We start from the raw sequence: 12,394 nt of genomic DNA, 5'->3' as shown, positions 1-12,394 counted from the left end.
TTTTTACTCCTTCTCCCCCCCCCCCTCCCTCCCCTCCTCCCCCCCCCCCCCCCCCCCCCCCTCCTCCCCCCCCCCCTCCCCCCCCCCCCCCCCCCCCCCAAACCCGGGACCCCGCCCCGCCCCCCGTCCGCTCCGCACGACGACCCGGTTCGGAGGGACCCAGCCCGGCCGCCACACCCAGGCGCGCGGGGCAAACCCCCGCCGAGGCCGGCAGAACCCAGCCGAGGCGGGGCCCATCCCAGCCTCGCCGGCGTTTGAGGCGCGGGGCCCGGGGCGGAGCCCCGAAAACTGCATACGCCACCCGCCCGCCACGAGGCAGGGCCCGAATCCCAGCCCCGCCGGCGTTTGAGGCGCAGGGCGCGGGGCGGCGCCCCGAAACGGCCCCCCAACCCCCCGCCCGGGCCCACCGCAAAGGGTCCCCAAGCCGAACGGCTCCCTTTCCGGCCCCGGGCGGGGCCCAAGCGGGCGCCTCGGTGCCGGGGCAGGACCCAGGCCGGACCCAGGCCGGACCCAGGCAGGACGCAGGCAGGACCCAGGCCGGGCCCGAAAACCCCGTGCAAGCACCCCGCCCATTCCACCCAACCCAACCGCCCCAACCCAACCGCCCCAACCCAACCCAAGCCAAGCCAAGACACAAAGTGGGACCCAAGTGATCACTCGCAGAGCACTACTCGGCGCCGGCTCCGCCGCAATCGGCCTGGCCACCGTCCCCGCCCTCGCCACAGCCGCCGCAACGGCCGCAACCGCCGCAGAAACCCCCCTCCCGGACGCAGCCGCCGGCTACACCCCCTGGACCCAGCTCTCCCGCAACATCCAGGGCCGCCTCGTCCTCCCCGCCGACCCCTCCTACGCCGTCGCCAAGCAGCTCGAACTCGCCCAGTTCGACAACGCGAACCCCAAGGCCGTCGCCTACTGCACCAGCGCCACCGACGTCAGCACAGCCATCCGCTTCGCCCGCGACCACTGCCTGCCCACCGCCGTCCGCAGCGGCGGCCACAGCTACGGCGGCTACTCGACCACCCCCGGCCTGATCATCGACGTCTCCGGCCTCAACGGCATCGCCGTCGGAAACAACAAGGCCTCCGTCGCCATCGGCCCCGGCGCCAAGAACGTCGACATCCTCAACGCCCTGGCCCCGCACGGCCTCGTCGTCAGCGAGGGCGGCTGCCCCACCGTGGCCGCCGGCGGCTTCCTCCAGGGCGGCGGCTACGGCTTCCTGACCCGCCCCATGGGCATGGCCTGCGACGCCGTCACCTCCGCCGAAGTCGTCCTCGCCGACGGCCGCATCGTCACCGCCTCGCCCACCTCGTACAGCGACCTCTTCTGGGCCATCCGCGGCGGCGGAGGCGGCAACTTCGGCGTGGTCACCCGCTTCACGGTCACCCCGCACGCCGGCGACCAGATGGCCATCACCAACCTGATCTTCCCGTACGACCGCGCCGCCGACGTCCTCGACGCCGCCACCCGCTGGCTCGTCGACGCCCCCCGCACCATCGGCGGCGGCGGTTACGTCGTCCAGCCCGACGCCGCCCCCGGCTCGGTCCCCAACGTCAACATCATGCTGGCCTCCCGCGGCACCCCCGCCGAGCTCGCCACCGAGGCCGCCCGCCTGATCTCCATGACCGGCGCCCCGGTGGCCCGCCAGGACGCCGTCCTGACGTACCAGCAGCTCATGATGATGATCTTCGGCTGCTCCACCCTCACGCTCGACCAGTGCCAGCGCTCCCAGAAGTCCCCCTCCGGCGTCCTCACCCGCCCGGAGTTCGGCCTGGAGCGCACCCGCCTGGCGAGCGAGCCGTACGCGGCCGGCGGCTGGGCCGACGTGATGTCCGCCTTCGACGCCGACCGCAAGGCCGGCCAGGCCCGCTACCTGGACCTGCACTTCTTCGGCGGCGCCGCCAACGACCTCGCCCGCACGGACACCGCCTACGTGCACCGCGACTCGCTGTTCTCCGTGAACTACCGCGTCCTGATCAACGACGCGCAGCAGGTCACCGCCGAGTCCAAGGCGGTCGCCACCACCTGGGTGGACAACGGCTTCGCCGCGATCGACCCGCTCTCCAACGGCGAGACCTACCAGAACTGGATGGACCCGGCCCTGACCGACTGGAAGCAGTCGTACTACGCCGAGAACTACGCCCGCCTGGCCTACCTCAAGTCCAAGTACGACCCGTACCGCTTCTTCAAGTTCGCCCAGTCCATAGGCTCCGCCGGCTGACGCGCCCGGGGGCCGCCGTCCCCACGGACGACGGCCCCCGTCAAGCCTGCGGAACCGATCAGGGCTGCCGCCCGTACCACCCCACCAACCTGTCGATGTCGGGAGCATCCTCGTGCACCTCCACCACCGGCCCGAACGGCACCGGCCCGCCCCGCGGCTCGGCCGGCACGGCACGGTGCATGGCGGCGAGCGGCGCGGCCAGCATCTCCGGGTCCCACTCGGGCTGCTGCCCGGTGGCCTTGGCCAGGTCCCAGGCGTGCAGCACGAACTCGTTGGTGTAGATCACGGACGCGACCACGCCGGGCACCGGACCCCAGGGCAGGCCGATCTGACGCCCCAGCACCGCGGGATCGGACCACACGGCGTCGAACTCCTCGGCCGCCGCCGCCCACGCCGAGGCCCACTCCCCGTCGGCCACGTCCTGCGCGAAGTGCGGCACGCTGGCGAAGGACCCGCCGGCCCCCATCACGGTCACCCGCCGCAGCACGGACACCAGGTGGTTGGCCATGTCCCGCACGGAGTAGTCGGGACAAGGCGTCCCCAGCTCGTACTGATCGCCGCGCACCCCGCCCAACACCTGGTGCACCAGCCCCACAACCTTGAACAGCCCGCCACGCGGATCGGCCCCGGAACGCGCACCGGCGGACCCGGACACACTCACAGTCTCAGTCATGCCCCCATCCTCCCGACAAAACAGTCCACCTCCTGGCCCCTTAAAACCAACCCCCCAAATTCCCCCCACCCCCACCCCGGCCGCGTCACCTTCCACCCTCCGGGGCACCTGAGACGAGGATCCGCCCGCCCCGTCCCCCGAACCGACCCCAACCCCGACCCACACGAGGCCCTTTCCACCGCCACCCCCGCCCCCGTCCCGGGTGGGTCGCCTTCCATCCTGGCCAGGCGTTTGTGCCGCGGGTCGGCCCGCCCCGTCCCCCGAACCCGCCCCAACCCCGACCTGCACGAGGCCCTTTCCGCCCGGCTGCCCCAGCCCGGGCGGGTCACCTCCCAGCCTCGCCGACGCGTGAAGCGCGGGTCCGTACGGCCCGCCCCCGAGCCCATCCCAAATCCCCGCCCCGGACGGGTCACCTGCCATCCTCGCCAGGCGTTAGAGGCGCGGGTTGGGACGGCCCGTCCCCCGAACGGACCCCAATCCCCGCCCGGAGGAGGCCATTTCCGCCCGGCCGCCCCACCCCGGACGGGCACATTTCAGCCTCGCCGGCGTTTGAGGCGCGGGGTCTGGGGCGGAGCCCCGGGCATTTCAGCCCCGCCGGCGATTGAGGCGCGGGGCACGGGGCGGAGCCCCGGTTCGGGAAGGGGCGGGTAGGGGAGAGCCCCGCAGGGCCCAGCCCACGCCCCACTCACCCCCACTCACCCCCTCTCAACCCGCCCCAGCACCGTTCCGCCCGTTCCCCCACCGCCCCGGCCCCGGCCCCGGCCCGCCCCCGGCAAAACCCCGGCCCGGACGGGCCAAACCCCAGCCCCGCCGGCGCTTGAGGCACAAGACCTGCCCCACCCCCCGGCCCCCCACCCCCGAAGGGAGCACAACGACATGAAGGCCGACCGCCTGGTAGCCACCCTCCTCTTCCTCCAGGCCCGCGGCCGCGTAACCGCCAGAGAGGTCGCCACCGAACTGGAGGTCTCCGAACGCACCGCCCGCCGCGACCTCGAAGCCCTGACCACCGCCGGCGTCCCCGTCTACTCCCGCCGAGGCCGAGGCGGCGGTTGGAGCCTGGTCGGCGGCGCCCGCACCGACCTCACCGGCTTCACCCAGTCGGAGATCAGCGCCCTGTTCCTGGCCACCGGCCCCCTCCAGGCACAGCCCGAACTCCGCACCGCCCTCCGCAAACTCATCCGCGCGGTCCCGGCCCCCCTCCGCCCCCAGGCCGAAGCGGCAGCCAAGGCCGTACACGTGGCCGACCCCGCCCCCGAACCCCACCACCACTCCCTCCGCCAAGCAGTCCTCAACCGCCACCGCATCCACCTCACCCTCACCCCGGCCGCCGCGCTGTCCCTCGCCCCGGCCGCCGCCCCGGCCGCCGCCCCGGCCGCCACCCCCGCCAGCCCCCCGGCCCGCCCCCCAGCCACGACCCCGTACGGAGCCCCGCACACCGTCGACCCCCTCGGCCTCGTCTCCCAGGCCGGCGCCTGGTACCTCGTAGCCGCCACCGAAACCGGCCTGAGCTCCTTCCGCCTGGCCGACATCACCGCAGTGGCCCCGACCGGCGAACCCGCCCACCACCCCGAAGACTTCGACCTCCCCCGCGCCTGGCAGACCCTCACCACCGCCCAGGAGCCCCGCCCCAAGAACCCCGCAGAGACCCGCACCCCCGTCCCCACACCCACCCGCACCGCCCCGGCCAGACAGGTAGTCACTTTCCTCTAGGTACCTACTACCTTCAGGATGCTAGCGTCGTGAACACCACGGCGAAGACCCCCGACCAGCCCGCTCGGCCCACGGCCCGCACCCCACCTACACCAGGTGCAGCACCCGCACCCAGCGCCCCGCGCCCGCACCGAGCGCACCCCACCCGCACCCAGCGCCCCGCGCCCGCACCGGGTGCAGCACCCGCACCCGCACCCGCAGCATCCACACCCGCACCAAGCCCCACACTCTGAGGAGCCGTTCATGATTGTCGTCACCGGAGCCACCGGCAACGTCGGCCGCCCGCTCGTCGCGACCCTTGCCGCCTCCGGCGCCGAGGTCACCGCCGTGTCCCGCCGCCCCTTCCCCTCCGACGCCGCCCTCCCCGAAGGCGTCCGCCACGTCCAGGCCGACCTGGGCAGCGCCGAAAGCCTGGCCGGCGCCCTCACCGGCGCCCGCGCCCTGTTCATCCTCCTCGCCGGCGAACTCCTCGCCGGCGGCGAGAGCGCCACCACCCTGCTCGCCGCAGCCGCCGAGGCGGGCGTCCGCAAGGTCGTCCTGCTCTCCTCCCAGATCACCGCGACCCGCCCCGACGCCCTCTCCCACCACCGCCTCCGCGAGTTCGAGGACGCCGTACGCGACTCCGGCCTCGACTGGACCATCCTCCGCGCCGGCGGCTTCGCCTCGAACGCCTACGCCTGGGCCGAGACCGTCCGCGGCAACCGCACCGTCCTCGCCCCCTTCGGCGACGTGGCCCTCCCCGTCGTCGACCCCGCCGACATCGCCGCCGTGGCCGCCGTCGCGCTCACCTCGGACGATCACACGGGCCAGACCTACGAACTCACCGGCCCCGCCGCCGTCACCCCGCGCGAGCAGGCCGCCGTACTCGCCGAAGCCCTCGGCGAGGAGATCGCCTTCGTCGAGCTGACCCGCGAGCAGGCCCTCGCCCACCTGTCCCAGCTCATGCCCGAGCCCATCGCCCACGGCACCCTCGACATCCTCGGCCTCCCGCTCCCCGCCGAGCAGCGCGTCAGCCCCGACGTCGAGAACGTCCTCGGCCGCCCCGCGTCCCCCTTCTCCGCCTGGGCCGAACGCAGCCTCCCGGCCTTCAAGTAGCCCAGCCCCCGTGCGGCACAACACCATCCGCACGGCCTGTTGGACCAGTGCCCCCCGGCGACATCCCCCGCCGCCGGGGGCCACTGCCTTTTCCCCGCCACCTCGCCACGGGAACTCACCCCCCGGGAGGTCCGCCCACCCCCGGGTGATAGATCAACCCAGGTGACAGACCTGACAGAAGACCCGACGCAAGCCGCAACGGAAGCCGCACCGCAAGCCCGGACAGAAGCGCCAACGGATCCCCCGACACAAGCCCCCACCGAAGCCCTGACGCCAGCCCCGACACACCCCCTGACGCCAGCCCCGTCAGAAAACCTGACAATCCGCTTCGAGCAACACCGCCCCCGCCTCCGCGCCGTGTCCTACCGCATGCTCGGCTCACTCGCCGAAGCAGAGGACGCCGTCCAGGAGGCCTGGCTCCGCCTGGACCGCACCGACCCCGCCGAGATCGAGAACCTCGGCGGCTGGCTGACCACGGTCACCGCCCGGATATGCCTCAACATGCTCCGCGCCCGCGAGACCCGCCGCGAGACCCCCCTCGACCATGGCACCGGCACCGGCGCCGACTTCGGCACCGCCCCCGGCAACGGCCTCGACGCCCCCCTCGGCATCCGCATGCCCGACCCCGTCATCAGCGGCCCCCTCGCCGTCGAGCCCGAACAGCAGGCCCTGCTCGCCGACTCGGTCGGCCTGGCCCTCCTCGTCGTCCTGGAATCCCTCACCCCGGCCGAACGCATCGCCTTCGTCCTGCACGACATGTTCGCGGTGCCCTTCGACGAGATCGCCCCGCTGCTCGACAAGACCTCGGCCGCCACCCGCCAGCTCGCCAGCCGGGCCCGCCGTCGCGTGCAGGGCCAGGCACCGTCCCCCGACAAGGACCTCGCCCGCCAGCGCGAGGTGGTCGACGCCTTCTTCGCGGCCTCCCGCGACGGCGAGTTCGACCGCCTGGTCGCGGTACTCCACCCCGACGTGATCCTGCGCTCCGACGGCGGCCTCAAGCGGACCGGCCAGACCGGCATCCTCCTCGGCGCCCACAGCGTGGCCTCCCAGGCCATCACCTACCGCCGCATGCTCCCGTTCGTACGCCCGGCCCTCATCAACGGCGCCGCCGGCGTCGTGGTCGCCGCCAACGGCAACCCGCTCTCCCTCATGGCCTTCACGGTCACGGACGGCCAGATCGTGGCCATCGACGTCATCGTCGACCCCGACCGCCTCCGCACCCTGGACCTCACCCCGGCCCTCGACCACCCCGAAGCCTGATCCCGAAGTCCCATCCCGAAGCCTGATCCACCCACGGCCCCCGGCCCGCGCCGGGGGCCGTGGGCCGTCCCGGGGCCGTTCGGAGGCGTTCGGGAGCCGGCCCCGTAGGGCCAACCCGTAGACCATCCCGTCGGCCGCTCCGAACCCCGCTCCGAACGCCGCACCGAACCCCGCACCGAACCCCGCACCGAACCCCGCTCCGAACCCCGCCCCGAACGCCGCCCCGACCCCACCGAAAAAAATTTCCGCGGATTCCTCGGATTCTTCTCCCACCCCGTCACACATCCGCGAGCCCGCGGGTCATGGAGGTGTAGGACGCAGCAACCGGCCGGGAAAACCCCGGCCCCACCGAAGGAGCCCAGGATGTCCACCACCGCCACCGTCGTCACCGTCATCGCCGCCCTCATGGCCGGCTTCTCGGGCTACTCGGTCCTCACCGGCGCCCAGTGGGTCCTCGACTCCCTCGCCCTGCTCAACGTCCCCCGGAGCATGTACACCTTCCTCGGCGTCGTGAAGAGCGCAGGTGCCGTCGGCCTGATCGTGGGCCTCTTCATCCCGGTCATCGGCCTCCTGGCGGCGATCGGCCTGATCCTCTACTTCACCGGCGCCGTCATCACCGTCCTCCGCGCCCGCGTCTACGCCCACACGGCCTTCCCCCTGGTCTACATGGCCCCGGTGGTCGCCGCCCTCGCCCTCGGCTTCCCGGCGTGACCCCCCGTCCGGAGACGGGAGGCTGCACACCGTACGCCCCTCAAACGCTCAGGCCACCGACCGGTACGTGACCAGGTGCACCCCCGCCTCGGTGGTGACACTGGACACCAGCTCCAGGGTCCGCAGCCCCCCGTCCTCCGGGAAGATCGACTTACCTCCGCCGACCAGCACCGGCATGATCATGAGCCGCAGCTCGTCCACCAGCCCCTCGGCAAGCAGCATCCGCACCAGCTCGGAGCTGCCCATCACCACCAGGTCCCCGCCCGCGGCCTCCCGCAGCGCCCGGATCCCGCCGACGGCCTCGCCGCCGGGAACCAGAGTCGTGCCGTTCCACGAGAGGTCGTCCTCCCCGAGGGTCCCCGACACCACGTACTTCGGCAGCGCGTTCATCCGGTCGGCGAACGGGTCACCGGCCCGCTCGGGCCACGCCTGCGCCATCGTCTGCCAGGTACGCCGCCCGAACAGCAGGGCGTCGGCCTTCTCCACCGCCTCCGAGAACGCACCGCCCACGGCCTCCGAGAAGAACGGGTGCGACCACCCGCCGTGCACGAACCCGCCGTCGGTGTCCTCGTCCGCCCCACCCGGAGCCTGCACGACACCATCCAGGCTGATGAACGCGGTAACAACGATCCGCATGAGCCACTCCCTGCCACTTCACTCCGACGTACACAACAAAGACCCCCCTCTGCCCGAAAACTCATCGCCCCCAGCAGACAAATCCTCATCCGCACTCCAGGCCCACCCGAACCCAAGCCGGGCCAGTCGGCCACCGCCAGGAGCCGCACCAGCAGGTCAGCGGGTCGCCAGGTCAGCGGGTCGGCAGGTCAGGGAGTCATCGGGTCGGTGCGTCGGCAGGTCAGCGGGGTCAGCGGGTCGGCAGGTCAGGGAGTCATCGGGTCGGTGCGTCGGCAGGTCAGCGGGGTCAGCGGGTCGGCAGGTCAGGAAGCCATCGGGTTGGTGGGTCGACAGGTCAGTGAACCAGCAGACCAACGGATTGATGGATTGATGGATTGATGGCTTGGTGGGTTGACGGGTTGCTGGGTGGGTCAGCGGGTCAGCCGACGGGGCACCCCGCCGGTCGGCGGGTCAGGGTGGGGGCACCACCCACCCGGTCAGTGGCTCAGTGCGGCCAGCCACCCACGAGTCAGCAGCCCCCCAACACCCCAACCGTCTCGTCCACCAACTCCCGCGCCCGCCCCACCGACGCCACCAACTCCTCCGCACTCCCGCCAACCGCCCCCAACAACTCCCGCACCCGCACCCCGAACCCCTCCGGCACGACGCCCGTGAGCCCCTCCGCCACCGCCAGCGCCCCCTTCTCGTTCAGACACCACCGCCGGTCCGCCGCATACACCGCCTGCACCAGCACCCCCACCGCCCGCGACAGACACAGCGACACGTACAGCGAGTCCCCCCGCTCCGCCCCCTTCGCCGCTCCCGCCACCAGGAAGCCGGCCTCCCAGGCCCCCGCAATCAGCGCCTTCCGCAGCGCCTCGGGATACTCCGAAACCCGCCGCCGAAGCTCCGCCAGCTCCCCCGTCGGATCGGCCAGCACCTTCCCCAGCGCCACTTCCCCCACATAACAGGGCGACCAGAACCCCAGCGGATGCCCCGCCTGCACACCCACCTCGTACCGCCCCTCGGTGCAGTCCTCCCACACCCGCCCGACCCGGTCCAGATCCCGCAGGATCCAGTCCACCTGCACCCCGTCCACCCGCAGCCAGGCCCCACCGTTCACCCAGGGACCCCAGCCCCCCGGCCCGGCCACGTCCACCCCCGGCCCGGCCAGCTCCCGCAGCGCCTCCAGGTCGATCTCCCCCCGGTAGTACACCCCGAGATCCCAGTCCGACCCCGGCCGATGCTCCCCGCGAGCCCGACTCCCCCCGAGCAACACCCCCACCACCCCCGGCACCCGCACGAGCCGCCCCGCCATCTCCTGAATGATCATCTCCATCCCGCCACTCTCCCACCCACCTCCCCCGAACAGCACCCGGGCCACCAGCAGGACGGACCGGCAGCACTCGCCCCCCACAACGGGTCACGGGGCGGGATGCGCACGCGTGCAGGTGGTGGCGCACCAACCCGAATCCGAGAGATCGCGGACGGAACGAGGCGCATTGGCCTAGACCTATTGTGCGGCTTGGTTCGTGCCGGTACGTTCGTGCTCGGCTGCGCAGCCTGCACGTACCGCACCACATCGCATCGTCAGGCACTCTGCCGGGCATCCCCGGCATTTTCAGGAGGACATGCCATGTACCGCCGCACAGCAGCCGCCCTGGCCACCGCCGTGACCGCCGGAGCCCTCGCCCTCGGCACCGCGGGCGCCGCCGAGGCCACCCCCGGCCCCGGCTTCTACGCCCGCAGCAACCACGCCTCGTACACCGAATGCGTGGCCGCCGGCCGGGCCGGCTACAACATCTGGGGCCCCGTCTTCTTCTGCGAGCCCTTCGGCCCCACCCACCCGGGCATCATCACCCTCTGGGTCCGCTACTGACCCACCCGGCCGCCCCGGGCCGACACGGGGCCGGCCGCCTGTCAGTTACGCACACCCCCAGAGTTAATCTAGACGTGATAATGAAGCATCAGCCGGGTGAGGGGGTTGTTCCCGTGGCTGATGCTTCCGACCATGAGAAGGCCGGAAGTCTTCCCGGCCGCTTGCCAGAGACATGGCGTTTGCATCCCAACAAGGTTGCGCAAGACGTGGCCGAACGTATGGCTGACGGCACGCTGTAGGCAGCCAGCCCCAGGCACATCCTCCGGATGGGAACCCGCTCGGCACCCCGGTCACCGTCGTCAGTTGCCCGCGGAGCGGGCTTGTCCTGGAGGCGAAGCCGGAAGGACGGGGTGGGGGAGCGAAGCGGACCCACCAACAGGCCGAAATCCTGGACTCGTGAAACGACGTCACCTCCTGCCGTGAAGCGGGGTAGGTCGACCCCTGTCTCTTCACTTGGTTGGAGCGAAACCGAAGCGGGTGGGCCCGGAGGGCGGTTGCCTTCCTAGCGCGCAGCGCTTGGGGTCACTACGGCCGCGAAGCGGCCGTGTCCCGCTGAGGGCAGCTCGGCACTCACTGCTTCGCAGTGAGGCGGAGGAGCCAGGCCCCGAAGGGGCCACGCCGAGCGAAGCGAGGGTTGGGACCCACTCCCCAGCGCGCAGAGCTGGGGAGCCCAGCCGAGCGAAGCTCGGTGGTCTTCATGCTTTGGAGGGCAGCGGAGGGGGTTTCAACTGCCAAGCGGGGCAGCGTTTGGCGGCCCTGTTAGGCCGTTTCTTGCCGATCATCTGATTGTTGGTTGGTGTGTGTCGTTGGCTGATGCGTAGTGGGCGTGGATCGAGCCGTTGCTTGCCGTCGGCTTGTCCGCCGGAGCCGCCCACGAGCGGGTGGGCAAGTTGAGGGAGCGCGGCGTCATCCGGCGAACCATCGTCGACGTGGACCCGGCCGCGGTGGGCAGTGCCGTCCTGGCCTGCGTGATGGTCGACTCGACGTCGTGGATGGGGGGTTCGGCCGCGGACTTCGCCGCTCTCCCCGAGATCGTGGAGGCGCACGTCATCGCCGGCAGCGCCTCGGTGCTGGTGAAGGTGCGGACCGCGACCACCGAGCAGCTGCAGGACGTGCTGCGTCGGATCTACGCCATCGAGGGGGTCAGCGGCATGCAGGCGACGGTGGTCCTGGAGACCTTCTTCGAGCGGCCGCTCTCACCCCTGACCGCCGATCAGCCGTGATTGCCGCGCGTCCTGCCTGGAGGGGTGCGGATCGGTCCGCCGAGCGGCGGGGCGGGCGACGGCGCACCCGCATGCTGCGGGGCGGCTCCAGGGAAGTCCACCCGTACGCGAGCGGTCCTCGACCGGTTGGCGAGAGGCTCGCCGCACGTTCGGAGCTCCGTGACCTAGAGGGGAACACCATGCGCATGAGCCGTCCGCTGGCAGGTCTGGTCCTGGGAGGCGCCCTGGCACTGGCGGGAGGCGCGCCGGCTGCACAGGCGGCCGCGCCTGCGTCGGCGGTGGACGTGGCGCCGGCCGCGTACGCGGCCGAGGAGCAGAAGCTCGGCCCCTACTTCAGGCCGCAGGATTGCATCGACGCGGGCACGGCCATGGGTGTGCCGTACACCTGTGAGCCCGTGATGTGGGGGCCGATCTGGGCGTGGTACCTCGTGGTGAAGTAGGCCGCAGCGCCCTGTGCGGCGGCCGCGCCCCCGCCGGCGGTGGGGGCGCGGGAGGTCCGGTGTGTCGGGCCGGTTCCGTGGCCGGGCTAGGCCGTTTCTTAGCGATCACCTCGCGGCCCAGATGTGGATGGCCGCGAGGTGGAGGGCCGCCCGGTAGACCGTTGCCGTCTTGTCGTAGCGGGTGGCCAGGCCGCGCCATTGCTTGAGCGAAGCGAAGCGGTCCGTGCTCTGGAGCGCAGCGGAGGCGGTTCCCCTGCCAAGCGCGCAGCGCTTGGGGTCCCTGCTAGGGGCCGCGAAGCGCCCCTGCCCTGCCGAGCGAAGCTCGGCGCTCTTCTGCTTCGTAGCGAAGCAGAAGAGCCAAGCTCCGAAGGGGCCACGGCCGAGCGCAGCCAGGCGGGGCCCACTCGCCAGCGCGCAGCGCTGGGGAGCCCACTGGCTCGGCGAAGCCGAGCCCCGCCGAGCGAAGCGAGGCCGCCCCATGCTCTGGAGCGCAGCGGAAGAGCAGCCAGCCGAAGGCTGGCTCCGCCGGAGCGCAGCGGAGGCGGTTCCGCTGCCAAGCGCGCAGCGCTT

General features: G+C 72.4%; 11 protein-coding genes and 1 pseudogene. 8 read left to right on the top strand and 4 right to left on the bottom strand.

The features are described 5' to 3' along the window. Positions 1 to 649 precede the first annotated feature (649 nt). Positions 650 to 2,218 (top strand): FAD-binding oxidoreductase, encoded by a 1,569-nt coding sequence (locus ACZ407_RS34215; RefSeq protein WP_468135311.1) that lies wholly within the window; start codon positions 650 to 652, stop codon positions 2,216 to 2,218. A 58-nt stretch (positions 2,219 to 2,276) separates the two neighbouring features. Here ACZ407_RS34215 and ACZ407_RS34210 read toward each other — a convergent pair whose 3' ends face one another. Beyond that, positions 2,277 to 2,891, bottom strand: coding sequence for a TIGR03086 family metal-binding protein (locus ACZ407_RS34210; RefSeq protein WP_468135309.1), 615 nt, complete (start codon positions 2,889 to 2,891; stop codon positions 2,277 to 2,279). 876 nt (positions 2,892 to 3,767) lie between these two features. Between ACZ407_RS34210 and ACZ407_RS34205 the strand changes: the two genes are divergently transcribed. From ACZ407_RS34205 to ACZ407_RS34190, 4 genes are all read left to right on the top strand, one after another. After that, positions 3,768 to 4,601 (top strand): helix-turn-helix transcriptional regulator, encoded by an 834-nt coding sequence (locus ACZ407_RS34205; protein ID WP_468135307.1) that lies wholly within the window; start codon positions 3,768 to 3,770, stop codon positions 4,599 to 4,601. Positions 4,602 to 4,844: 243 nt separating this feature from the next. Next, a complete protein-coding gene (locus tag ACZ407_RS34200) occupies positions 4,845 to 5,696 on the top strand; it encodes an SDR family oxidoreductase (protein ID WP_468135305.1) in 852 nt (283 codons plus the stop codon). 357 nt (positions 5,697 to 6,053) lie between these two features. Beyond that, on the top strand, positions 6,054 to 6,956 hold the full coding sequence (locus tag ACZ407_RS34195; RefSeq protein WP_468135303.1) for a sigma-70 family RNA polymerase sigma factor: 903 nt from the start codon (positions 6,054 to 6,056) through the stop codon (positions 6,954 to 6,956). 363 nt (positions 6,957 to 7,319) lie between these two features. Beyond that, positions 7,320 to 7,667, top strand: coding sequence for a DoxX family protein (locus ACZ407_RS34190; RefSeq protein WP_468135301.1), 348 nt, complete (start codon positions 7,320 to 7,322; stop codon positions 7,665 to 7,667). Between the two features lie 48 nt (positions 7,668 to 7,715). On the opposite strand, the gene ACZ407_RS34185 is transcribed toward ACZ407_RS34190, so the two are convergent. Together ACZ407_RS34185 and ACZ407_RS34180 are read right to left on the bottom strand one after the other, a co-directional pair. Beyond that, on the bottom strand, positions 7,716 to 8,303 hold the full coding sequence (locus ACZ407_RS34185) for a dihydrofolate reductase family protein (protein ID WP_468135299.1): 588 nt from the start codon (positions 8,301 to 8,303) through the stop codon (positions 7,716 to 7,718). Between the two features lie 508 nt (positions 8,304 to 8,811). Beyond that, positions 8,812 to 9,621, bottom strand: coding sequence for a DUF4037 domain-containing protein (locus tag ACZ407_RS34180; RefSeq protein WP_468135297.1), 810 nt, complete (start codon positions 9,619 to 9,621; stop codon positions 8,812 to 8,814). 297 nt (positions 9,622 to 9,918) lie between these two features. On the opposite strand from ACZ407_RS34180, the gene ACZ407_RS34175 reads away from it, so the two are divergent. From ACZ407_RS34175 to ACZ407_RS34165, 3 genes are all read left to right on the top strand, one after another. Next, on the top strand, positions 9,919 to 10,161 hold the full coding sequence (locus ACZ407_RS34175; RefSeq protein WP_468135295.1) for a hypothetical protein: 243 nt from the start codon (positions 9,919 to 9,921) through the stop codon (positions 10,159 to 10,161). An 839-nt stretch (positions 10,162 to 11,000) separates the two neighbouring features. Further along, complete coding sequence (locus ACZ407_RS34170) at positions 11,001 to 11,384, top strand: Lrp/AsnC family transcriptional regulator (RefSeq protein ID WP_468135293.1); 384 nt, start codon at positions 11,001 to 11,003, stop codon at positions 11,382 to 11,384. Between the two features lie 179 nt (positions 11,385 to 11,563). Beyond that, positions 11,564 to 11,824, top strand: coding sequence for a hypothetical protein (locus ACZ407_RS34165; RefSeq protein ID WP_468135291.1), 261 nt, complete (start codon positions 11,564 to 11,566; stop codon positions 11,822 to 11,824). Positions 11,825 to 11,929: 105 nt separating this feature from the next. Here ACZ407_RS34165 and ACZ407_RS34160 read toward each other — a convergent pair. Beyond that, positions 11,930 to 12,040, bottom strand: a pseudogene (locus tag ACZ407_RS34160) (IS5 family transposase); the annotation flags it as partial. Positions 12,041 to 12,394: the final 354 nt, after the last annotated feature.

The sequence above is a fragment of the Streptomyces sp. NPDC030809 genome, assembly GCF_055572195.1.
Note: the sequence above shows the minus strand (reverse complement) of the source record. Positions and strands in the feature narration are given on the sequence as shown.

Coding starts and splice junctions, on each gene's coding strand:
- ACZ407_RS34210 (WP_468135309.1), bottom strand. CDS start 2,891: ATGACTGAGACTGTGAGTGTGTCCGGGTCCGCCGGTGCGCGTTCCGGG.
- ACZ407_RS34205 (WP_468135307.1), top strand. CDS start 3,768: ATGAAGGCCGACCGCCTGGTAGCCACCCTCCTCTTCCTCCAGGCCCGC.
- ACZ407_RS34200 (WP_468135305.1), top strand. CDS start 4,845: ATGATTGTCGTCACCGGAGCCACCGGCAACGTCGGCCGCCCGCTCGTC.
- ACZ407_RS34190 (WP_468135301.1), top strand. CDS start 7,320: ATGTCCACCACCGCCACCGTCGTCACCGTCATCGCCGCCCTCATGGCC.
- ACZ407_RS34185 (WP_468135299.1), bottom strand. CDS start 8,303: ATGCGGATCGTTGTTACCGCGTTCATCAGCCTGGATGGTGTCGTGCAG.
- ACZ407_RS34180 (WP_468135297.1), bottom strand. CDS start 9,621: ATGGAGATGATCATTCAGGAGATGGCGGGGCGGCTCGTGCGGGTGCCG.
- ACZ407_RS34175 (WP_468135295.1), top strand. CDS start 9,919: ATGTACCGCCGCACAGCAGCCGCCCTGGCCACCGCCGTGACCGCCGGA.
- ACZ407_RS34165 (WP_468135291.1), top strand. CDS start 11,564: ATGCGCATGAGCCGTCCGCTGGCAGGTCTGGTCCTGGGAGGCGCCCTG.